This window comes from Cyanobium sp. T1B-Tous (genome assembly GCF_024345475.1).
Classification (GTDB): Bacteria; Cyanobacteriota; Cyanobacteriia; order PCC-6307; family Cyanobiaceae; genus Cyanobium_A.
The window spans coordinates 1-20,656 of the sequence record NZ_JAGQBE010000002.1; the positions used below are offsets into that span (position 1 = coordinate 1).

Below are 20,656 nucleotides of genomic sequence, written 5' to 3' on the forward strand. Positions count from 1 at the left end.
GGCCTCGAGATCGAACGCCGGCTCCCAGGCCAGCTCTCGCCGCACCCGGGTGAGGTCGGTGAGGAAGTGGGCCAGGCGCAGGGGAAAGGCCTTGCGGGCCTTTTTGTCGAGCCCGGCGGGATCGAAGCTGCGGATCTCCACGGCGGCCGGGTCCTGGCCAGCGGCCCGGGCCGCGGCGTGCACCAGGCCCCGGAAAGTGATGCCCTGGCGGCCGGTGCAGTTGTAGATGCGGTTGGCCGCGGCCTCCACCTCGATGCAGCGGGCCATGGCGGCGGCCAGGTCGCTCACATGGCCCAGTTGGGTGATCGTGCTGCCATCGCCCGGCAAGGGCACCGGCCGGCCGTGCACGATCCGGTCGAAGAACCAGCTCTCCACCGGGTTGTAATTGCCCGGGCCCACGATGTAGGTGGGCCGGAAGCTGGTGAAGGGAATGCCCTGCTGACGCAGCCAGGCCTCGGTTTCCGCCTTGCCGGCGTGGCGGCTGGCGGGATCGGTGGGGCTGTCTTCATCGAGGGGCCACAGCTCGCTGTCGGCGTACACCCCAGCCGAGCTCACATACACAAAGCGATGCCTGGGGGCACCGGTGCGCTCCACCACGGCGCGGGAATCCTCCAGGGTGCGGCCCGAGCTGTCGACGATCACATCAAACGAGCGGCCCAGGAGCGGTGCCAGCCCTTCAGCACTGCTGCGATCGCCCACCAGGTGCTCCACGCCGGCCGGCGCCGGCTTGTTGCCCCGGGTGAACAGGGTGAGGGCATGGCCGGCAGCCTGGAGCCGCTCCACCAGCGGCTTGCCCACGAAGCGGGTGCCGCCCATCACCAGGATGTCCATGCTGCTGCCCACCGGGCCACGAAACTGGGCGCCATTCAAGCCCCCGGCCAGCAGCGTCGATCACTCCACCACCGTGATCCCCGTGTCGATCCGCTCAATCACCGGGGCTCCAAGCTGCTGTTGCCACAGGGCCAGCACGGCCCAATAGCCCTGGGCCTTCGGCTTGGTGGCCACGCTGGATTGCACCACCCCGTCGCGGATCAGGGCCACCAGTTCGGGCAGGTCGTCGAGGCCAACGGCCTGCACCCGCCCCTGGGCACCCAAGCTGCGGATGGCACGCCCAATCCCGATCGGCCCGCTGGCGTCGCTGGCCACCCAGCCCCGCAGCGCGGGGTGGGCCTTCATCGTGGCGAGGGCCTGCCGTTCGGCGGTGGCGATGGCGTCCTGATCGCTGGGGGTGGCCACCACCTGGATGCCCGGGTAGCGGCGAAACACCTCCTGGTGACAGCGGAACCGGATGGCATGGTTCGGCGCCGTGGGCACCCCCTGCATGATCGCCACCTCGCCGCGTCCCCCCAGCAGGGTCGCCAGCCGCTCCGAGGCCAGCGTGGCCTGCCTGCAGTAGTCGTTGCCCACGCTGGTGATGGCCAGATCCACTGGCGCCTCGGAATCAAACACCGCCAACCGGATCCCCGCTGCCCGGGCCTGGTTCAGCAGGGGCCTCAGCCGGGTGGTGTCGAGCAGATCGATGAAGATCCCATCCGGTTTGGAGGCGATGGCCCGGCGAAGAATCCGCTCCTGCTGTTCGATGGTGGCCTCGGCCGGAGGCTGGTAGTCGACGCGCACCGGCCGGCCCGTCTCGGCGGTGATCATCCGCCCGGCCTCCAGGGCCCCCTGGCGCACCTCCTCAAACCACGGGTGGCTCACCTTGGGCACCATCACCAGGTGGAGTGCGGGTTTAGACGGTGCCGCCCCTGCCGGCAGCGCCTGGGCGCCGAGCAAGCAGCTCACCAGCGCTGCCCCTGCACCTCGGCCGAGCAAGCGGATCGGATTCGTCGTCATCACAGGCAGCGCAACCTGACCAGCAATCTGGCGACGCTCCAAGGCCCCAACCCAGGCCGAAACGATGAGTCACACCGAATCCTCGGAGTCCCACAGGGCCCACAATCCGGCTGTTCTTGCCTCTGCCGCGATGCGCCTGGCTACCGCCTGGACCGCCCAGCCCGCGCTGCTGGGCCAAACCCAGGGCTACCGCCACTTCGCCCTGTTGGGGGAGCGGGGACGGGGCGCCGAGCGGGCGGCGGAACTCCAGGCCGTGCTCGAGCCCGGCTGGCGCCTGGTGGTGCCCCTGCGGGAGCTGCGCAACCGCCAGCTCTGGCAGCCTGGCTGGCAGTCATTGCCCCCGGCCCCCTCCATGCAGGTGATCCCCGCCATCGATCTGCTCGACGGTCAGTGCGTGCGGCTGCACCAGGGCGACTACGACCAGGTGACCCGCTTCAGCGACGACCCCGTGGCCCAGGCCCTCAGCTGGCAGCAGCAGGGTGCCCGGCGGCTGCACCTGGTGGATCTCGACGGCGCCCGCAGCGGCGAGCCGGCCAACGACGCCGCCATCAAGGCGATCACCGCCGCCCTCACCATCCCCGTGCAGCTGGGCGGGGGGGTGCGTAGCACCGAGCGGGCCGAAGAGCTGCTGGCCTGCGGGCTGGATCGGGTGATCCTCGGCACCGTGGCCCTGGAGCAGCCCGAGCTGGTGGACACGCTGGCCGCCCGCCATCCCGGCCGGATCGTGGTGGGCATCGACGCCAAGAACGGCAAGGTGGCCACCCGCGGCTGGATCGAGGAGAGCAGCACCGAAGCCACCGAACTGGCCCGGCGGTTCTCCGCCAGCGGCATCGCCGCGATCATCAGCACCGACATCGCCACCGACGGAACCCTGGCGGGGCCCAACCTGGAGGCCCTGCGGGCCATGGCCGAGGCCAGCGCCGTGCCGGTGATCGCCTCCGGTGGCATCGGCACCCTGGAGCACCTGCTCTCCCTGCTGGCCCTGGCCCCCCTGGGGGTGGAGGGGGTGATCGTGGGCCGCGCCCTCTACGACGGCCGGGTGGATCTGGCCGAAGCCCTGCAGGCCATCGATGAGGGACGGCTCCAGGATCCGGACGCGGCGTCGATGATGGCCTGATCCACCGCCCCGCCCCGCCATGACCGATGCCCTGGGCACGCGGGCCGTGCTGGCGGTGCTGGTGCCCGCCACCAACACGATGGTGGAACCCGACCTGGCCTCCCTCCAGCCCCCGGGGGTGACCAACCACACCTTCCGCTTTCCGTTCCCGGAACTGCCGGCCACCCCGGAGCGGTTGCTGGAGCTGATGGAACCGGCCGTCGCCATGGTGCTGGCCTGCGAGCCGGACCACCTGGTGCTCGGCTACTCCCCCGAATACATGCCGGAGGCGGCCGGCGTGGCCCAGCAGCTCAGGGCCACCCTGGAAGCGGCGAGTGGCCTGGGCGTGACCACCGCCACCGCCGCCGTCAGTGCGGCGCTGCGGGCCCTGAACTGCCGGCGGCTGGGCATCGTCAACCCCTTTCCCGAGCAGGCGAATGCCGCCGTGCTCAGCCACTTCCAAGCCGAAGGCTTTGAGGTAGGGGCCATGGAATGCCTGGCCAGTGCCCAAAAGGGCAAGGTGTTTTCAGCGCGAGTCAGCGCCGAACGGATCCGGGAGGCCTTCCGGGCCGTGAACCACAGCGGCGTGGATGGGCTGCTGCAGGTGGGCACCAACCTGGTGGCCACCTCCCTGGTGGAGGAGCTGGAGCAGGAACTGGGCAAACCCGTGATCGCGGTCAACACAGCCACCTATTGGCACGCCCTCCATCACCTGGGCCTCCACACACCGGTGGCGGACTGCGGACGCCTGATGGCGCTGAAGGCCCATCCGGCCATGCCCACACCGTAAGCGGATCGGTTGCGGGTTGGCCTATAACAGATTCATCACCACTTGAGGTGTGTCGCGTGCTCACCGACGCCCTTTCCACCCCAGCCAACAACACGCAGCCCGCCCACGAGCAGTCGAGCAACGTGGACGACGTGTACCAGCGCTGCCGGGAGCTGGGCATGCGGCTCAGCCGCCAGCGCCGCATGGTGCTGGATCTGCTCTGGGCGGAGAAAAGCCACCTGAGCGCCCGCGACATCTTTGAAAAGCTGAACAACCTGGGCCGCAACATCGGCCACACCTCGGTGTATCAGAACCTCGAGGCCCTCCAATCAGCTGGGGTGATCGAGTGCCTGGATCGGGCCAGCGGCCGCCTCTACGGCTATCGCAGCGATCCGCACAGCCACCTCACCTGCGCCGATTCAGGTGCCATCCAGGATCTGGATGTGGAGCTGCCCCGCGACCTGCTCGACCAAATCGAGCGCCACACCGGCTTCGCCATCGAGAGCTACACCCTGCACCTCACCGGTCGGCGCCGCCCGGGCTGACCTGCCGTCAGCCCTGCACTGGAGAAACCGGTTTGGGCTCGTTAACGTGATCCCATTCCTCAGCCAGGCCCGTGAGTTCGCAGCTGCTGCTGTTTGCTGAACCACTGCTGCGTGATGGACTCAGCCGCCTGCTCACCGCCCAGGCTGATCGCTACACGGTGGCCCAGTCACCCGAGGAACTGAACGGCCTGCCGCAGTTGGTGCTCTGGCAGATGGGCAGCAGGGCGGCCTCGCTGGAAAGCTTGACCCAGGAGCTCCAGCTGCTCCAGGAGCGCTGGCAGCCCGCGCCGCTGCTGCTGCTCCTGCCCGCCGGCCATGGGCTGGCCCATGGGGCCCTGCTGCAGCTGCCCGCCGCGGGGGTGCTGGAGGCCCCAACGCCCCAGGAGCTGCTCGAGGCCATGGCCACCCTGCTCGCCGGTGGCCGGGTGCTGGCGGTGTCCTCCGGCTCGGCCGCGGCGTTGGCCAGCCCCGATCCCAGCCCCACCCTCGGGCTGGGCCAGTGGCTGCTGATCAGTGGACTGCAGCAGATCGACGCCGACAGCCAGGCGATTCAACGCCTGCTCACCCCGCCACCCACCAACCTGGTGCACCTGCTCGTGCTGCAGGGGCGGCTGCGGGAGCTCTCGGCGGCCCGGCAGCTGCTGCTGCTGCTCTGGGGGCCCATGAGCCTGGCCTGGGGCCCCGGCCCGCAGGCGGCGGCGGAGGCGGAGTCGGTGCTGGCGATCACCCTGCAGCAGCGCAGCGCCGATGGCATCTGGAGTGCCCTTCGCCAGCGGTTGGAAGCCGGCGCCGAGGCCGGGCTCACCAACCACAGCGGCCAGCTGCTGGCCCTGGAGGGCCTCAGCCCGGAGCGCCGCCGCGACCTGCTGCGGGCCCTGCTGAGTCAGGTGGACAGCCTGCGCCAAAGGCTGCTGGCGGAGGAGTGCCCCACCCAGCCCTTGCAGGAGCGCTGGCTCACCTGGCAACCGGAACTCCGCCAACAGGCCCTGCGCAGCTTGGTGAACCCCTATGTGCAACTGCCCCGGGAGGGCCAGCTCCAGCCCGTGGCCGAAACCCTGATCCGCAGCAGCGAGCTGGAGGGAGGCGACCCGGAACTGCCCGATCCCCAGCCGATGCTCGCCGCCCTGGTGCGGGCCCAGCCCCTGCTGGTGGAGGGCCAGTTGGTGGCCGCCGACGAGCCTCGGGCCGTGCTGCATCTGGAGCTGCTGCTCAGCAACTGGCTGGTGCGCAGCGCCGAACTCGTGAGCGCCGAAGTGCTCGCCAGCTGCGGCAGCTGGCCGGAACTGCGCCGTTACCTGCTCCAACCCGAGCTGCTGGCCACCCGCAACCTCGAACGGCTGCGCAACCAACTCAACGCCCAGCAGCGCTGGACCAGCTGGGTGGAGCGGCCAATCAGCCTCTACGAAAGCCGCCGCCGGCTCTACTGCCTGCGCGATGGCGCCATCCGCTGCCACGACCTCACCGAGCCCCGGGATCAGGAATTGCGCCAGCTGGGCTGGCTGCAGCAACTGGTGACCCTCAGCCTGGAAACCCGCGATGCCCTGGCCCCCCAGGTGCAGGCCCTGGTGCGCGGCCTTGGCGATCTGGTGGTGGTGCTGCTCACCCGGGTGCTGGGCCGGGCCATTGGCCTGGTGGGCCGGGGCATCGCCCAGGGCATGGGCCGCAGCCTGGGTCGCAGCTGACGCCCCGTCACAATGGCTCCACTTGGCGGGCAGTTCGGGATGGCACGGAACGGGCGAGGTCGGAACGGGATCGGGTCAATGCCCACCAGCCTCAGAAGCCTCCTCCAGGGTCTGCTCACCTCCGCCCTGGGGGTGCTGCTGGCGGCGGGTCTCTGGGGCCTGGCCAGCCAACCGGCCCAGGCCTCGCTCACCAGCAACAGCTACGACGGCAACATCTACGCCCTCTACGCCGGCAACGGCTCCCTGGTGCCGCCGCGCAGCAGCCTGGCCCAGGCCCTCTCCGACCACCGCACCACCGTGGTGATCTATTACCTCGACGACGATGCCGCCAGCAAACAGTTCTCGGCGGTGGTGTCGGAACTGCAGCGGGTGTGGCTCAACAACATCGAGCTGATTCCCCTGGTGACCGACCCCCTGCAGAACCGGGGCGATGCCGGACCCTCCGATCCGGCCCACTACTGGCGGGGCCAGGTGCCCCAGGTGGTGGTGTTCAACACCGAGGGGCGGGTGGTCTTCGATGAACAGGGACTGGTGGATGTGGATGCCATCAACGCCGCCGTGAGCCAGGCCACCGGCATTCCCCTGCCGGAGGGCGGCACCCGCAGCAGCACCGAGAGCTTCAACGAGCTCAATTCGGAGGTCGTGAGTTCGCAGGGGATCAGCCGCTGATGGGCCGCCTCGAAACCGACAGCATGGGCGCCATTGCGGTGCCCGACCAGCACTACTGGGGGGCCCAGACCCAGCGCTCGATCCACTACTTCCCCTTCGGCCAGGCCATGCCGCTGGCGGTGGTGCACGCCTTCGGCCAGCTGAAAGCCGCCTGCGCCGAAGTCAACCAGGCCAAGGGCAAGCTCAGCCCAGAGCTCACCGCCCTGATCGTGGCGGCTTCAGAAGAGGTGGCCGCCGGCACGCTCGATGGCGAGTTCCCGCTCAAGGTGTGGCAGACGGGCTCCGGCACCCAGACCAACATGAACGTCAACGAGGTGATCGCCAACCGGGCGATCGAAGCCGCTGGCGGGGTGCTGGGCAGCAAGAGCCCGGTGCACCCCAACGACCATGTGAACCTCAGCCAGTCGAGCAACGACACCTTCCCCGCCGCCCTGCACGTGGCCGTGGCGATCGAGCTGGAACGCAGCCTGATCCCAGCGGTGGAAGCCCTGCGCGCCGCCCTGGTGGCCAAGGCCGAGGCCTTCGCCGCGATCATCAAGATCGGCCGCACCCACCTGCAGGATGCGGTGCCCCTGAGCCTGGGCCAGGAATTCGGCGGCTATGGGGCCCAGCTCGACCTGGCCCTCGAGACCATCCGGGCCAGCCTGCCCCAGGTGCGCCAGTTGGCCATCGGCGGCACGGCCGTGGGCACGGGGCTGAATGCGCCCCCCGGCTTCGGCGAGGCGGTGGCGGCCCGGCTGGCCGAACGCGTGGGCCTGCCCTTCACCAGCGCCCCCAACAAGTTCCAGGCCCTGGCCGGCCACGAGCCCCTGGCCGCGGCCCACGGGGCCCTCACCGTGCTGGCGGGCTCGCTGATGAAGATCGCCAACGACATCCGCTGGCTGGCCAGCGGCCCCCGCTGCGGCCTCGGCGAACTGGTGATCCCGGAAAACGAACCGGGCAGCTCGATCATGCCGGGCAAGGTGAACCCCACCCAGGCCGAGAGCCTCACGATGGTGGCCGTGCAGGTGATGGGCAACAACACGGCGGTGCAGCTGGCCTCCAGCCAGGGCAACTTCGAGCTGAACGTGTTCAAGCCCGTGATCGCCCACAACGTGCTCGAGAGCATCGACCTGCTGGCCGGGGCCTGCACCAGCTTCCGCGCGCACTGCATCGAGGGGCTGCAGGCCAACGAGAGCCGCATCGAAACCCTGCTGGATCAGAGCCTGATGCTGGTGACGGCCCTCACCCCCGCCATCGGCTACGACCGGGCCTGCGCCATCGCCAAGCACGCCCACAACCACCAGCTCAGCCTCAAGGAGGCCGCCCTGGTGCTGGGGGAAATCAGCGCTGAGGAATTCGACCAGTGGGTGCAGCCCGGCGACATGGTCTGAGCCGCTGAATTGCTGTCACGATGAAGGGAAGGGCCCCTCCCATCGGGGACCCGCCGCGGATTTCACCATGCCCCAGCAACTGGGCGATAGCGCCTTTGCCGATGCGGGAATCCCGATGGCCTTCGTGGCGCCCAGCCAGGAACGGGGCGGCCTGGGCACGATCTTGGCGGCGAACGGGGCCATGGCCTTCTTCACCGGCCGCACCAAGGCCGACTTGAGCGGCCTCTCCTTCGCGGACCTGGTGCACCGCGACGATGTCGCCCTGTTCGAAGACCTGATCGCCCGCCTCTGCCGCGGCGAAATGGAAACCTGCAGCTTCGAGAAGCGCTTCGAGCACGCCGATGGCCATCGCACCTGGGGTCTGGTCACGGTGGCCCAGGGCCATGAGCTCACAGGCAACCGCCAAGGGGCCCTGGTCGTGCAGGTGCATGACATCTCCGAACGCAAGCATTTCGTCGGCCAGCTCGAATACTTCGCCGACCACGACCCGCTCACCTCGCTCTACAACCAGCGGCGCTTCCGGATCGACGTCGACCGCCAGCTCGCCTACGCCCGGCGCCATGGTGGCGGTGGTGCCGTGCTGATGCTCGACCTCGACAACTTCAAGGGCGTCAACGACCAGTACGGACACGCCGCCGGCGATGCCCTGATCATCGCGGTCGCCGCCGCCCTCACCGGCCACTCGCGCGAAACCGATCTGGTGGCCCGGCTGGGGGGCGATGAATTCGCCGTGTTGCTGCCGGAATCCAGCCTGAGCGAAGCCCAGGCCCACGCCAACAAATTGCTCCAGGCGATCGGTGCGGTGGTGGTGGAGGGGGCGGGTCAGGGCATCACCGTGGCCGCCAGCTGCGGGGTGGCGGGCTTCCAGAGCGACGACGGCCAGTGCGCTGACGACGTGCTGATCAACGCCGACCTGGCGCTGTATCAGGCCAAGGAATCCGGCCGGGGCTGCGTGAAGGTGTTTGCCACTGACAGCGGTCTGCACGAGAAGGTGACGGCCCGGTTGCTGTGGCCCGAGCGGATCCGCGACGCCCTCGACCACGACGGCTTCGTGCTGCATGCCAAGCCGGTGATCGACCTGCAGACCGATGCGGTGGCCTTCTACGAGCTGGTGATTCGGCTTAGGGCCCCCGGCGGCATCCTCATTCCCCCGACGGTGTTCCTGTACACGGCCGAACGCTTCGGCATGGCCATCGACATCGATGAGTGGGTCACCGGCCGGGCCATCACGCTGCTGGAGGAGATGGACCCCGCCCAACCCATTGCCCTGGGGGTGAACATCAGCGGCGCGTCCCTGCGGGGGGACGGTTCGCCCAGTTTCTCGAGACCCACCTGGCCGCGGCTAGCTTCCCCCGCGAGCTCCTGATCTTTGAACTCACGGAGTCGGTGGCGATGGCCAACCTGGAACGGGCCCGCCAGTTGGGCCGGGTGCTGGGCAAACTCGGCTGCCGGCTGGCCCTCGACGACTTCGGGGCGGCCTTTGGCAGCTTCTACTACCTCAAACATCTGCCCGTCGATCTGCTCAAGATTGCCGGGGAATATGTGCGCGGCCTGGGCACGGAAAACGATCCCGCCGACCGGCTGATCATCGAGGCGGTGGTGAAGCTGGCCAAGGGCCTCGGCACCCTGGTGGTGGCGGAGTTCGTGGGCGACCGCGAAACCCGTCAGGAACTGCTCGCCATGGGGGTGCGCCTGGGCCAGGGGGCCTTCCTCGGCCCCTCCCGTGACGTGCGGCAGATCGAAGGCCTCCAGCCCCTTGGCGGCCAGCGGGCCCCGCAGACGGTCACATCCCCTACCGAAACCGGGGGCGCCGGGCTGGTGGGATAGGACCCATGGCCCAACTCACCCCACCCCTGCTGGAGCGCGATGCGCTGGCCAGCCTCAACCAGCTACGCAATGGCCCCGGAGCCGTGCGCCTGGCCAGCCACCTGCTGTTCACCGTGGCGGGCGGACTGGTGTGGGCCCAGCAGCCCTGGCCCCTGGCCCTGAGGCTTGTGGGGCTGCTGGTGTGCGGCATCGGCCTGGCCACCTCCTTTGCCCCGCTGCATGAGTGCTGCCATCGCACGGCGTTCCGCAGCCGCCGCAGCAACGACACCGTGGCCTGGATCGCCGGGCTGCTGAGCTTTTACAACGCCACCTACTACCGGCGGTATCACCAGTGGCACCACCGCTACACCCACCAACCCGGGCTCGATCCCGAACTCGAGGATCCCGTGCCCACCAACGCCTGGGCCTACCTGCGCGAGGTGAGCGGCTGGAACTGGTGGACCGGCAAGTGGGGCGGCTACGCCAGGTTGCTCTGGGGAGATCTCAGCGCTCTGAGCTACCTGAGCCCTGAGGCCATTCCCCAGGTGCGCCGCTCCGTGCGGCTGCAGTTCGCCGTGTACGCCGCCCTGGCCCTGGCCTCCCTGGTGAGCGGCACGGGCTTTCTGTTCTGGTTCTGGCTGTTGCCCCTGGCCGTGGGGCAGCCCGTCCTGCGGGTTCTGCTGCTGGCCGAACACAGCGGCTGCAGCTTCAGCAGCGACGGCACCGAGAACACCCGCACCACCCTCACCAACCCGGCCGTGCGCTGGCTGATGTGGAACATGCCGTTCCACGCCGAACACCACCTCTACCCCTCCCTCCCCTTCCACGCCCTGCCCGCCGCCCACGGCCCCATCGCCCCGCACCTGCGCCACTGCGATCGGGGCTACCTGGCGGTGCACCTGCGGCTGCTGCGCAACCTGCCCGCCCTCGCCCTGCCGGCATGAGCGCCACCGCCGTCGCCCACCGGGCCCAGCACCCCCTGGGCCACCTTCCCCTGGCCTGCGGCCACACCCTGCCGGAGGCCCAACTCACCTATCTCCAGATCGGTGAGCTCAACGCCCAGCGCTCCAACCTGATCCTGGTGCCCACCTCCTATGGCGCCCGGCCCGAGGATCTGGCCTGGCTGGCCGGCCCGGTGCTGGATCCGGAGCGCTGGTGCATCGTCATCGCCGGCATGTTCGGCAACGGCGCCTCCAGCAGCCCCAGCCACGGGGCCATGGGGCTGGCGGAGCAGGGCTGGGTGGTGAGCCACCGCGACAACGTGGCCGCCCAACGGCAACTGCTGGCGGAGGTGTTCGGCGTCGAACGGCTCCCCCTGATTTACGGCTGGTCGATGGGGGCCCAGCAGGCCTACCAGTGGGCCGTCGATCACCCGGAGGCCGTGGAGCGGATCTGCTGCGTCTGCGGCACCGCCCGCACCTCCCCCCACAACCGCCTATTCCTGCTCAGCCTGCGCCAGGCCCTCACCGCCGATCGCCACTGGAACGGCAGCGGCTTCAACGCGCCGCCGGAGCAGGGGCTACGCACCTACGCCCTGATCTACGCCAGCTGGGCCGCCAGCCAGCCCTTTTTCCGCACCGTCGCCGAACCGGTCGAAGAGCACGTGGAGCGCCAGTGGCTGCCCCACTACCAGCGCCACGACCCCCGTGACCTGATCGCCATGCTCGACACCTGGCTGGCCCACGATGTGGCCGCCGGTGGCGACCTGGCCGCAAGCCTGGGCCGCATCACCGCCCGCACCGCCGTGGTGGCCGGCAGCCACGACCTCTACTTCCCGCCCGACGACCTGGCCGCCGACGCCGACGCCATCCCCGGCGCGGCGTTGCACGTGATCCGCTCGGAGCTCGGCCACCGGGCCGGCAACCCCCACAGCAGCCCTGCCGAGCAGCGGCAGCTGAGCCGCATCGTCGACACCCTCCTCCAGCAGCCCTCCCATGTCTGATCTCGCCCAGCGGGTGCAGGAACTGAACCTCCGGTTCTTGCTGATCTCCTTCACCGACCTGTTCGGCATCCAGCGGGCCAAACTCGTGCCGGCTTCGGCCGTGGCGGGGATGGCCCGGGACGGGGCTGGCTTCGCCGGCTTTGCGGCCTGGCTGGATCTCTCCCCCGCCGATGGCGACGTGATGGCGATCCCGGCGGCGGCCAGCCTCACCCCCCTGCCCTGGCAGCCGGAGGTGGGCTGGGTGGCGGCCGAGCTCCAGCTCAACGGCCAGCCGATGGCGCAATGTCCCCGCCGCCTGCTGCGCCGCCAGCTCGAGCGGGCCGCTGAGCGGGGGCTGGAGCTGCGCAGCGGCGTGGAGGCCGAGTTTTTTCTGCTCGATCCCACGGGTGAGCAGATCGCCGACGGGGCCGACACCCAGGACAAACCCTGCTACGACCAGCTGGCGCTGATGCGTCGCTACCCCCTGATCGCGCCGCTGCTCGACGCGATGGAACAGCTGGGCTGGGGCCCTTACCAGGCCGACCACGAAGACGCCAACGGTCAGTTCGAGGTCAACTGGACCTACGCCGAGGCGCTCACCACCGCCGATCGCCATGCCTTTTTCAAGGTGATGGTGAAATCCCTGGCGGAGCAGCAGGGGCTGCGGGCCAGCTTCATGCCCAAACCCTTCGCCGCCCTCACCGGCAACGGCTGTCACACCCACCTCTCACTGTGGGGTGCTGCCGGCAGTGCCAACGCCGGCCAAAACCTCTTCCACGACCCGGCCGGAGAGTTGGGCCTCTCAGCGCTGGCCTACCAGTTCCTGGCCGGCCTGCTGGCCCACGCCCCTGCGCTCAGCTGCCTCACCAACCCCACGGTGAACAGCTACCGCCGGCTGGCCGCTCCCCCCACCAGCTCCGGCGCCACCTGGAGCCCGGGCGGCATCAGCTACAGCGGCAACAACCGCACCCACATGGTGCGCATCCCCGACAGCCAACGCCTGGAGCTGCGGTTGCCCGATGGCGCCGCCCACCCCTACCTGCTCCAGGCGGCGATCCTGGCGGCGGGGCTCGACGGCATCGAGCGGCAGCTCCACCCCGGCTCCCGCCACGACAACGACAACTACGCCACTCCCCTGGCGGCCGACGCCTGTGGCCGACTGCCCAACAGCCTCGGCGACGCCCTGGATGCCTTTGCTGCAGACACGGCCCTGCGCCGGGCGCTGGGGGAAGACTTCTGCGGCGCCTACGAGCGGCTGCGGAGGCGCCAATGGAGCGAGCACCGCTCCGAGGTGACCCCCTGGGAACGGCGCACCGGGCTGGACGGCTAGGGACGCGGGCTCAGAGCAGATTGGCCGCCAACTCGGCCAGTTCACTCCGCTCACCCCGCAGCAGGGTCACGTGCCCGGCGAGGGGCTGGCCCTTGAACCGCTCCACCAACCAGGTGAGGCCATTGCTCTCGGCGTCCACGTAGGGGTTGTCGATCTGGTACGGGTCGCCGGTGAGCACGATCTTGGTGCCTTCACCCACCCGGGTCACGATCGTTTTCACCTCATGGGGGGTGAGGTTCTGGGCCTCATCCACCACCATGAACTGGCGGGGAATCGAACGGCCGCGGATGTAGCTGATCGCCTCCACCTCCAGCAGGCCCATGCCCTTGAGGTCGGTCCAGTTGCTGCGCGGACCCCGGTGGCTGCCACCCCGGCCACCTGCTCCAGCCCCGCCGCCACCCCGGGGGGCACCGCGCCCCTCGTCCTCGCCGCTGCCGCCCAGCAGGAAGTCGAGGTTGTCGATGATCGGCTGCATCCAGGGGCCCATCTTCTCCTCGAGATCCCCGGGCAAAAAGCCGATCTCCTTGCCCAGGGAGATCACCGGCCGGGTCACCAGCAGGCGCTCATAGAGGCGTTCGTCGGCCACCTGGTGCAGGCCCGCCGCCAGGGCCAGGAGGGTTTTGCCAGTGCCGGCCTTGCCCACCAGGGTGATCAGCTGGACCTCCGGATCCAGCAGCAGATCCAGGGCAAAGGTCTGCTCCCGGTTGCGGGGCTGGATCCGACCGAGCTTGGCCTTGGGGGCCCGCTGCAGGGGCTGCAGGGTGGCGGTGGCCGCGTTGAAGCGGGCCAGCAGGGTGTGGGCTGGCTGGGCCAGATCGATCAGGGTGACCCCTTCATTGGCCTGAAGGGGACTCTCCACCGCCAAGCCCTCCACGGCGAGGCCCGGAGGCAGCTTCACCCGGTCCATCTGCTCGGCACTCACCCAGAGCTCACACAGGCCGGGATAGAGGTCGCCGATGTCGACCCGATCGCTGGTGTAGTCCTGGGCGTTCAGGCCGACGGCATCGGCCTTGATGCGCAGGTTGGTGTCCTTGGTGACCAGGATCACCGGCGGCTGGCTGCCCATCACCGCCTGCAGGCGCTGCTCCTCCAGGGCCACCGCCAGGATGTTGTTGTCGCCGTTGCCGGCCTTGAGCTCGGGCGGCAGCTGGCTGAGGGTCTCCGCCCGGCAGAACACCACCTTGAGGGTGCCCCCCTGCTCCCCGTTGGGCACCCCATCGGCCAAGTTGCCCTGGGCCCGCAGCGCATCCAACAGCCGCGACACCTGGCGGGCATTGCGGCCCTTCTCGGCGGGGTCGCGCTTGAAGCGGTCGATCTCCTCGACCACCTCAATCGGAATCAGGATGTTGTTGTCTTCAAACCGGGTCAGGGCCGCCGGATCGTGCAGCAGCACGTTCGTGTCGAGCACGAAGGTCTTGCGCATGCTCGGCACCGAAATCGCGACCGTTTGAAGCTAAGGCCGCAGGCCCCATTACGCTCCGGCGATTCTTGCCCGGTCGCAATTGGCTTCGACGCAACTGGCTCCGACGCAGCTGGCCTCCTCCCTGGTCGCCCTGCTCCTGCTGAAGGTGGTGCTGGTGCTGGCGCTGCTGCTGGGCCTCACCCTGCTGTGGCTGGAACTGCGCCACCGGCTGCGGCCCGCGTCACCGCTGCAGCTGCGGGCCGATGGCTTCCAGGTGGAGCCAACCCCCGCGGGTCTGGAGGTGACCGGCACGGTCACGATCAGCAATCCCCATCGCCGCATGGAGGTGATGGTGCCGGAGATCCAGCTCAAGCCCACCCTGCTGGGCCGGGGCGACCTGGCCGGCGTCACGGTGAGCGCTCGGATCGAGGCCCTGCACCCCGATGAGGAGTCCCGCCCCGATGGCTACTGGGCCGCCTACATCGTCAAAGGCCGCAAGAGCACCCGTGCCCGCGTCCACATCAGCCTGGCCGGCGCCCCGGGCCAACCCCTCAACCAGCTGCTCGACACCTTGTGGCTGGAGATCCTCTGGATCAACTACGGCCCCTTCGGCCGGTTGGAGCGCCGCGATGGCGTGCTGATTCCCCTGCAGAAGCCCAGCCCCCAGAGCGCCGCCAGCGCCAACTGGCGTGAGGGCGACCGCTGCCGGGTGCTGCCGGTGGGCACCCACCTGCTGGGGGTGCTGGACGAGCCCGAAGCCGTGCTGCGCCGTTACGCCGGCGAGCTGGTCCAACCCGGTGATGTGCTCACCATCGGCGAGACCCCCCTGGCGGTGATGCAGGGCCGTTACCACCATCCCGCCACCGTGCAGCCCAGTGGTCTGGCCCGGCTGCTCTGCCGGGTGTTCCACCCCACCAGCTCCCTGGCCACCGCCTGCGGCCTGCAGAGCCTGATCGACGTTGTGGGACCGGCGCGGGTGCTGGGGGCCTGGCTGGTGGGCCTGGCGCTCAAGCTGGTGGGCAGCAAGGGCTGGTTCTACCGGCTGGCTGGGGATCAGGCCCGCCTGATCGACGACATCACCGGCACCACCCCGCCCTACGACCAGACGATTGTGTTGGGCCCGGACCAGCCCGCCGCCTTCTGTGCCGCCATGGCCCGCTCCCTCGGGGTGGCCGTCGCCGTCGTCGATGTCAACGACCTGGGCCGGGTCAAGGTGCTGGCCTCCAGCCCCGGCTGTGATGAGGCGCTCCTGGAGCGGGCCCTGCGCCCCAACCCCGCCGGCAACGCCAACGAGCGCACCCCCCTGGTGTTGGTGCGGCCAGCCTGAGCCCGGCCCCGGCGGCGCCGATAGAGTTGGTTGACCCCGGCAGCCCTCGCCACGCCCCATGCCCGGGATCCCGCCGCCGCCCAGCTCCAGTCCCAGCCCCCCGTCGGGGACGGCCCGGCCCGATCCTGAGAGCTGGCGGCTCCAACCCCTGGCCGGTTGGCACCTGCCCCTGCTGAGCGACCCCGCCTTCCTGCCCCTGCAGGCGGTGATGCAACGGGCCGTGTTGCTTGGGCTGCCGGAGCGGCTGATGCAGGCCCTGCTGGCACGGCCCTCCCTGGCCCCCCAGGTGCTGGTGGCCCTGAGCGGCCAGACCCCGCTGGGCCTGATCGTGTGCCGCCGGTTGAACCGCAGCGGCACCTGCTGGCAGATGCAGCATCTGCGCCTGGCCCCCGGCGCCGCCCGCCAGGAACTGGCCGCCACCCTGTTGCGGGCCGCGATCCAGCGAGCCCGGGGCGCTGCCAGCTGGATTGCTGCCGCCTCCACCCTCGACGACACCCGCCTGGCCATGCTGCGCGAGCAGGGTTTCCAACCCCTGCGCACCGACCGGCTCTGGTGCTGGTGCCCCGAGCCGGCCGCCAGCGGCGCCGTTGCCCCGGCCCTGCCCCCCGACCTGCAGCTCACCCCCCTCAACCGGCGCAGCGCGCCCCTGCTCTGGCATCTCGAACAGGCGGCCTGTCCAGCCCAGTTGCGGCAACTGCTCGATCGGCGCGTCGAAGACCTGCTGGACCAAAGCCATGGCCGCGGCTGGATGCTGGTGGATTCCAGCCGGGAGCAGGCCGTGGCAGCCGTGCGCTGGATCGGCGAGCACGCCGGCGGGGGCCATGACGTGGAACTGAGCATCCACCCCGGTTGGGAGCACCTGGTGGGAGCGGCCAGCGAGCTGCTGCTGCGCCAGGCCTACGCCGCCCTCGGATCGAAGGAACCCCTCTGGCTGCGCTGTGACCTGCGCGATGGGGCCCAGCAACGCTGGCTGGCCAGCCTGGGAGCCGAGGAACGGGGGGAACGGGTGTTGATGGCCCGCAGTGTCTGGCGCCGCCAAGGGCTGCAGGCCCCGGTGCGCGCCGCCCGGCGCCTCGAAGCCATGCTCGATCAATGGCAGCCCCGTCGCCGCCCCTTGCCCACGCCCACACCCCTGGCCCCCACCCCGTGACGGCCCCCCGGCCCCGCTCGATGCTGGCCCTCGACGTGGGGCGCCGCCGCATCGGCCTGGCGGGCTGTGACCCCCTGGGCCTCACGGTCACCCCCCTGCCGGCCCTGGCCCGGGGGGCCTTCGCAGCCGATCTGGTGCACCTGGGCACCGTGGTGCAGCAGCGCCGGATCGAGGCCCTGGTGGTGGGCCTGCCCCTCGATCAGGCCGGAGCACCCACCGCCCAGGCCGTGCACTGCCGGCGCTATGGCGAACGGCTGGCCCAGCAGCTGGCCCTGCCCCTGGCCTGGGTGAATGAACACTCCAGCAGCTGGGCTGCCGCGGAACGCCACGGCCTCCACGGCGACCGCAGCGGCGCCCTCGACAGCGCCGCGGCGGCCCTGCTGCTGGAGCAATGGCTGCAGGAAGGACCGGAACCGGTGGCGCCAGCGACCATGGCTGGCGGCCAGACGGCCGACGCTGCACCATCCTGAGGAGAACCAATCCCAGCGCATGAGCCCCGAACCCCCGTCCCCCACTCCCTCGGAGATCCCCGCCGACGTGCCCACCGTGCTGGTGCACGACAGCCGCGGCCGCCAGCTGCTCTGCTTCCTCGAGCAGCTGATCCCTCTGGATGGCCACGACTACGTGCTGCTGACCCCGGTGGATACCCCGGTCTGCCTGTTCCGCCTCGACGACGACGAAGACCCGGAACTGATCGACACCATCGATGCCACCGAGCCGATCCTGTCGGTGGCTGATGTGGTGCTGCAGGAGCACGACCTCACCCTGGTGCGCTCGGCCGTCACCCTCACCGTCAGCGGTGAACTGGACGAACCGGAGCCCGATGAACTCGAGGACGATGACGACGACGATGACGACTCCGAGACCTACGAGCTGCTGGTGAGCTTCCTCGTGGACGAGCGGGAGTACGGGCTCTACATCCCCCTCGATCCCTTCTTTGTGGTGGCCCGCATGAACGGCGACGGCGCGGTGCTGGTGGAAGGCGAGGAGTTCGAACGGGTGCAACCCCGGATCGAGGCCGAGCTGGAGGAGCGGGAGGGCGACGACTGATGCTGCGCCAGCTGCTGCGCCCCAACTGGCTGCGGGACTGCACCCTGGCCGAGCTGCCCCTGCAGGAGTTGCTCGACCAGCCGATCCGGGCCCTGGTGCTCGATGTGGACCGCACCCTGTTGCCCCGCCGCCAGGCGGCCCTGCCTGACAGCGCCCGGCGCTGGCTGGAGACGGCGCAGCAGCACATGCCGATTCATCTGTTCAGCAACAACCCCTCCCGCCAGCGGATCGGAGCGGTTGCGGCCGAACTGAACCTGCCCTACACGATTTCGGCGGGTAAACCCCGCCGCAGCGCCCTGCGCAAGGTGCTGGCCGAACTCAAGCTGCCCCACGAGCAGGTGGCCCTGATCGGCGACCGGCTGTTCACCGATGTGATCGCGGGCAACCGACTCGGCCTGTTCACCGTGCTGGTGAAACCGATCGATCCCCTGGGCCGGCCCTGCCAGCGGGATCGGCTGCAGAAACTGGAGCTGCGCCTGGCCCGCTGGGTCGGCACGACCCTGGGCTGATGGCACGCGAGCAAGGTTCCATGCGCCGGGTGATCAAGGTGGGCACGAGCCTGCTGCGGGGCAGCAGCGAGCGGCCGACGGCAGCGGTGATCGCCGACCTGGCGGCCAGCCTCAGCCGTCAACAGCGCCGGGGCGATGCGATTGCACTGGTCACCAGTGGTGCCGTGGGCCTGGGCTGCATCGCGCTGGAGATGGGCCAGCGCCCCAGTGAGGTGGTGGCCCTCCAAGCCGCCGCCGCCGTGGGCCAGGGCCGGCTGATGGCCCTGTACCAGGACGCCTTTGCCGTGCGGGGCCTGGCCGTGGCCCAGGTGCTGCTCACCCGGGGCGATCTGGCCTCCCGCCGCCGCTACCAAAACGCCTGCCGCACCCTGGAGCAGTTGCTCGCCTGGGGAGTGGTGCCGGTGGTCAACGAAAACGACACCCTGGCCACCGACGAGTTGCGCTTCGGCGACAACGACACCCTCTCCGCCCTGGTGGCGGTGGCGATCGGCGCCGACGAGCTGGTGCTGCTCACCGATGTGGATCGGCTCTACTCGGGTGACCCCCGCACCGATGCCGATGCCCGGCCGATCGAGGAGGTGGGCAGCCTGGCCGAACTCGACAGCCTCCAGAGCGTCGCCACCGGCGGCGGCCAGTGGGGCACCGGCGGCATGACCACCAAACTCACCGCGGCCCGCATCGCCACCTCCAGCGGCATCCGGGTGCGTCTGGCCGATGGCCGGGACCCGGCGGTGCTGGAGGCCCTGCTGGCCGGTGAGCGGGTGGGCACCGTGTTCCAGCCCAGCCCCACCCCCCTGCCCGACCGCAAGGGCTGGCTGGCCCATGCCCTGTTGCCCAAGGGCAGCCTCCATCTCGATGCGGGGGCCGAGCGGGCCCTGATGCGTCAGGGGGCCTCCCTGCTGGCGGTAGGGGTGCGCGCGGTGGAGGGCGACTTCGGCCGCCGGGAGGCCGTGCGGTTGCTGGCCAGCGACGGCCGGGAGCTGGGGCGGGGGCTCGCCACCCTCAGCAGCCGGGAGCTGCGGGAGTTGATGGGCCAGGCCGGCGTCGAAGTGGTGCACCGCGACCAGCTGGTGATCACGGGCTCCTAGGCCCGGCCTACGATCCCGCCAGGCCGGTGCCCCTGGAATGCGCTTCAGCGAACTGCTCAGCCATCTCAACGAGGTGACTGAGGCCCACGCCCGCGACCTGGCCCACGATCCAGAGATCAGCGGCGCTGAAGCGCTCGATCGGGCCGGCAACGGCCAACTGAGTTTTCTCGAACCCGGCAACGCCCTGGCGGCAGCCCTGGCCGGGAGCGGCGCCAGCGCCGTGCTGATCCCGGCCCGCGGCGACGGGGCCGAGGCCCTGCAGCAGCAGGCCCGGGAGCGGGGTCTGGCCTGGGTCGCTGTCAACGATCCCCGCCTGGCCTTCGCCGAAGCCCTCGACGCCCTCCATCCCCGGCGCCGGCCGGAGCCCGGCATCCACCCCAGCGCCGTGGTCGATCCCACCGCCGTGGTGGGGATGGGCAGCCACATCGGGCCCCACGTGGTGATCGGTGCCAACGCGCAGATCGGCGCCAGCTGCACCCTCCATCCCCAGGTGGTGCTCTACGACGATGTGCAGATCGGCGAGGGCTGTGAACTGCACGCCGGGGCGGTGCTCCATCCCGGATCACGCCTGGGGCCCGGCTGCGTGGTGCACTCCAACGCCGTGATCGGCAGCGAGGGCTTCGGCTTCGTGCCCACCGCCCAGGGCTGGCGCAAGATGCCCCAGACGGGCCAGGTGATCCTCGAGGCGGGGGTTGAGGTGGGCTGCAGCAGCACCATCGACCGGCCCTCGGTGGGTGAAACCCGCATCGGCGCCGGCACCAAAATCGACAACCTGGTGCACATCGGCCACGGCGTCACCACCGGCCAGGGCTGCGCCCTGGCGGCCCAGGTGGGCATCGCCGGCGGCGCCCGCCTGGGCAACGGCGTGATCCTGGCTGGCCAGGTGGGCCTGGCCAACAAGGCCGTGATGGGGGATCGCTCGATCGCCAGCTCCAAATCGGGCATCCACGGCGAGGTGGCCGCGGGCGAAGTGGTGAGCGGCTACCCGGCCATCCCCAACCGCCTCTGGCTGCGCTGCTCCGCCGCCTTCAACAAACTGCCGGAGCTGGCCCGGGCCCTGCGCCAGCTCGAGAAGCAGGCCAAGCCCTAGCCTCGCGCCCAGCACC

Annotated in this window: 19 protein-coding genes and 2 pseudogenes; 18 read left to right on the forward strand and 3 right to left on the reverse strand. The window is 70.3% G+C overall.

Annotation, left to right across the window (positions count from 1 at the left end; all coding sequences use genetic code 11):
• A partial coding sequence (locus tag KBY71_RS00580) for an NAD-dependent epimerase/dehydratase family protein (RefSeq protein WP_254927152.1) occupies nucleotides 1-831 on the reverse strand: 831 nt, incomplete at its 3' end.
• Between the two features lie 60 nt (nucleotides 832-891).
• On the reverse strand, nucleotides 892-1,833 hold the full coding sequence (locus tag KBY71_RS00585; RefSeq protein ID WP_254927064.1) for a substrate-binding domain-containing protein: 942 nt from the start codon (nucleotides 1,831-1,833) through the stop codon (nucleotides 892-894).
• 130 nt (nucleotides 1,834-1,963) lie between these two features.
• Between KBY71_RS00585 and KBY71_RS00590 the strand changes: the two are divergent.
• The 11 genes and pseudogenes from KBY71_RS00590 to glnT form a co-directional block, all read left to right on the forward strand.
• Nucleotides 1,964-2,152 (forward strand): annotated as a pseudogene (locus KBY71_RS00590) (TIGR02450 family Trp-rich protein); the annotation flags it as partial.
• 33 nt (nucleotides 2,153-2,185) lie between these two features.
• Nucleotides 2,186-2,950 carry a 1-(5-phosphoribosyl)-5-[(5-phosphoribosylamino)methylideneamino]imidazole-4-carboxamide isomerase gene (gene hisA / locus KBY71_RS00595; RefSeq protein WP_254927153.1) on the forward strand — a complete coding sequence of 255 codons (765 nt, stop codon included), beginning with the start codon at nucleotides 2,186-2,188 and terminating at the stop codon, nucleotides 2,948-2,950.
• 19 nt (nucleotides 2,951-2,969) lie between these two features.
• Entirely contained in the window at nucleotides 2,970-3,719 is a 750-nt protein-coding gene (locus KBY71_RS00600) for a hypothetical protein (protein ID WP_254927065.1), read from the forward strand.
• 158 nt (nucleotides 3,720-3,877) lie between these two features.
• Complete coding sequence (locus KBY71_RS00605) at nucleotides 3,878-4,243, forward strand: Fur family transcriptional regulator (protein WP_254927154.1); 366 nt, start codon at nucleotides 3,878-3,880, stop codon at nucleotides 4,241-4,243.
• A 71-nt stretch (nucleotides 4,244-4,314) separates the two neighbouring features.
• The gene (locus KBY71_RS00610) at nucleotides 4,315-5,925 is read left to right on the forward strand and encodes a DUF3685 domain-containing protein (protein WP_254927066.1); all 1,611 of its coding nucleotides are present in this window, start codon (nucleotides 4,315-4,317) and stop codon (nucleotides 5,923-5,925) included.
• 78 nt (nucleotides 5,926-6,003) lie between these two features.
• Entirely contained in the window at nucleotides 6,004-6,594 is a 591-nt protein-coding gene (locus tag KBY71_RS00615) for a thylakoid membrane photosystem I accumulation factor (RefSeq protein ID WP_254927067.1), read from the forward strand.
• On the forward strand, nucleotides 6,594-7,967 hold the full coding sequence (gene fumC / locus KBY71_RS00620) for a class II fumarate hydratase (RefSeq protein ID WP_254927068.1): 1,374 nt from the start codon (nucleotides 6,594-6,596) through the stop codon (nucleotides 7,965-7,967). The genes KBY71_RS00615 and fumC overlap by 1 nt, the downstream gene beginning before the upstream one ends.
• A gap of 115 nt (nucleotides 7,968-8,082) precedes the next feature.
• Nucleotides 8,083-9,794 (forward strand): annotated as a pseudogene (locus tag KBY71_RS00625) (putative bifunctional diguanylate cyclase/phosphodiesterase).
• Nucleotides 9,795-9,799: 5 nt separating this feature from the next.
• Nucleotides 9,800-10,717, forward strand: coding sequence for a fatty acid desaturase (locus KBY71_RS00635; protein WP_254927070.1), 918 nt, complete (start codon nucleotides 9,800-9,802; stop codon nucleotides 10,715-10,717).
• Nucleotides 10,714-11,715 carry an alpha/beta fold hydrolase gene (locus KBY71_RS00640; protein ID WP_254927071.1) on the forward strand — a complete coding sequence of 334 codons (1,002 nt, stop codon included), beginning with the start codon at nucleotides 10,714-10,716 and terminating at the stop codon, nucleotides 11,713-11,715. Before KBY71_RS00635 ends, KBY71_RS00640 begins: the two co-directional genes overlap by 4 nt.
• Nucleotides 11,708-13,024, forward strand: coding sequence for a type III glutamate--ammonia ligase (gene glnT / locus KBY71_RS00645; RefSeq protein WP_254927072.1), 1,317 nt, complete (start codon nucleotides 11,708-11,710; stop codon nucleotides 13,022-13,024). The genes KBY71_RS00640 and glnT overlap by 8 nt, the downstream gene beginning before the upstream one ends.
• Before the next feature lie 10 nt (nucleotides 13,025-13,034).
• Here the strand turns inward: glnT and KBY71_RS00650 are convergent, their stop codons facing one another.
• Nucleotides 13,035-14,447: a PhoH family protein gene (locus KBY71_RS00650; protein WP_254927073.1), complete on the reverse strand. Its 1,413-nt coding sequence runs from the start codon at nucleotides 14,445-14,447 to the stop codon at nucleotides 13,035-13,037.
• Between the two features lie 139 nt (nucleotides 14,448-14,586).
• Between KBY71_RS00650 and KBY71_RS00655 the strand changes: the two genes are divergently transcribed.
• From KBY71_RS00655 to lpxD, 7 genes are read left to right on the forward strand one after another with little or no spacing between them, the layout of a single operon-like run.
• On the forward strand, nucleotides 14,587-15,753 hold the full coding sequence (locus KBY71_RS00655) for a F420-0:Gamma-glutamyl ligase (protein ID WP_254927156.1): 1,167 nt from the start codon (nucleotides 14,587-14,589) through the stop codon (nucleotides 15,751-15,753).
• 58 nt (nucleotides 15,754-15,811) lie between these two features.
• Nucleotides 15,812-16,903, forward strand: a complete 1,092-nt coding sequence (locus tag KBY71_RS00660; protein WP_254927074.1) for a GNAT family N-acetyltransferase — start codon at nucleotides 15,812-15,814, stop codon at nucleotides 16,901-16,903.
• Nucleotides 16,904-16,923: 20 nt separating this feature from the next.
• Complete coding sequence (gene ruvX, locus KBY71_RS00665) at nucleotides 16,924-17,373, forward strand: Holliday junction resolvase RuvX (protein WP_254927157.1); 450 nt, start codon at nucleotides 16,924-16,926, stop codon at nucleotides 17,371-17,373.
• Nucleotides 17,374-17,392: 19 nt separating this feature from the next.
• Nucleotides 17,393-17,953 (forward strand): DUF3727 domain-containing protein, encoded by a 561-nt coding sequence (locus KBY71_RS00670; protein ID WP_254927075.1) that lies wholly within the window; start codon nucleotides 17,393-17,395, stop codon nucleotides 17,951-17,953.
• A complete protein-coding gene (locus tag KBY71_RS00675) occupies nucleotides 17,953-18,462 on the forward strand; it encodes a YqeG family HAD IIIA-type phosphatase (protein ID WP_254927076.1) in 510 nt (169 codons plus the stop codon). The genes KBY71_RS00670 and KBY71_RS00675 overlap by 1 nt, the downstream gene beginning before the upstream one ends.
• A complete protein-coding gene (proB, locus tag KBY71_RS00680) occupies nucleotides 18,462-19,550 on the forward strand; it encodes a glutamate 5-kinase (protein ID WP_254927077.1) in 1,089 nt (362 codons plus the stop codon). The genes KBY71_RS00675 and proB overlap by 1 nt, the downstream gene beginning before the upstream one ends.
• 37 nt (nucleotides 19,551-19,587) lie before the next feature.
• The gene (gene lpxD, locus KBY71_RS00685) at nucleotides 19,588-20,640 is read left to right on the forward strand and encodes a UDP-3-O-(3-hydroxymyristoyl)glucosamine N-acyltransferase (RefSeq protein ID WP_254927078.1); all 1,053 of its coding nucleotides are present in this window, start codon (nucleotides 19,588-19,590) and stop codon (nucleotides 20,638-20,640) included.
• Nucleotides 20,641-20,656: the final 16 nt, after the last annotated feature.

What these genes read in the sequence shown, in the direction of transcription:
- KBY71_RS00585 (WP_254927064.1), bottom strand. Translation starts at nt 1,833, where the DNA reads ATGACGACGAATCCGATCCGCTTGCTCGGCCGAGGTGCAGGGGCAGCG.
- hisA (WP_254927153.1), top strand. Translation starts at nt 2,186, where the DNA reads ATGCAGGTGATCCCCGCCATCGATCTGCTCGACGGTCAGTGCGTGCGG.
- KBY71_RS00600 (WP_254927065.1), top strand. Translation starts at nt 2,970, where the DNA reads ATGACCGATGCCCTGGGCACGCGGGCCGTGCTGGCGGTGCTGGTGCCC.
- KBY71_RS00605 (WP_254927154.1), top strand. Translation starts at nt 3,878, where the DNA reads ATGCGGCTCAGCCGCCAGCGCCGCATGGTGCTGGATCTGCTCTGGGCG.
- KBY71_RS00615 (WP_254927067.1), top strand. Translation starts at nt 6,004, where the DNA reads ATGCCCACCAGCCTCAGAAGCCTCCTCCAGGGTCTGCTCACCTCCGCC.
- fumC (WP_254927068.1), top strand. Translation starts at nt 6,594, where the DNA reads ATGGGCCGCCTCGAAACCGACAGCATGGGCGCCATTGCGGTGCCCGAC.
- KBY71_RS00635 (WP_254927070.1), top strand. Translation starts at nt 9,800, where the DNA reads ATGGCCCAACTCACCCCACCCCTGCTGGAGCGCGATGCGCTGGCCAGC.
- KBY71_RS00640 (WP_254927071.1), top strand. Translation starts at nt 10,714, where the DNA reads ATGAGCGCCACCGCCGTCGCCCACCGGGCCCAGCACCCCCTGGGCCAC.
- glnT (WP_254927072.1), top strand. Translation starts at nt 11,708, where the DNA reads ATGTCTGATCTCGCCCAGCGGGTGCAGGAACTGAACCTCCGGTTCTTG.
- KBY71_RS00650 (WP_254927073.1), bottom strand. Translation starts at nt 14,447, where the DNA reads ATGCGCAAGACCTTCGTGCTCGACACGAACGTGCTGCTGCACGATCCG.
- KBY71_RS00660 (WP_254927074.1), top strand. Translation starts at nt 15,812, where the DNA reads ATGCCCGGGATCCCGCCGCCGCCCAGCTCCAGTCCCAGCCCCCCGTCG.
- ruvX (WP_254927157.1), top strand. Translation starts at nt 16,924, where the DNA reads ATGCTGGCCCTCGACGTGGGGCGCCGCCGCATCGGCCTGGCGGGCTGT.
- KBY71_RS00670 (WP_254927075.1), top strand. Translation starts at nt 17,393, where the DNA reads ATGAGCCCCGAACCCCCGTCCCCCACTCCCTCGGAGATCCCCGCCGAC.
- KBY71_RS00675 (WP_254927076.1), top strand. Translation starts at nt 17,953, where the DNA reads ATGCTGCGCCAGCTGCTGCGCCCCAACTGGCTGCGGGACTGCACCCTG.
- proB (WP_254927077.1), top strand. Translation starts at nt 18,462, where the DNA reads ATGGCACGCGAGCAAGGTTCCATGCGCCGGGTGATCAAGGTGGGCACG.
- lpxD (WP_254927078.1), top strand. Translation starts at nt 19,588, where the DNA reads ATGCGCTTCAGCGAACTGCTCAGCCATCTCAACGAGGTGACTGAGGCC.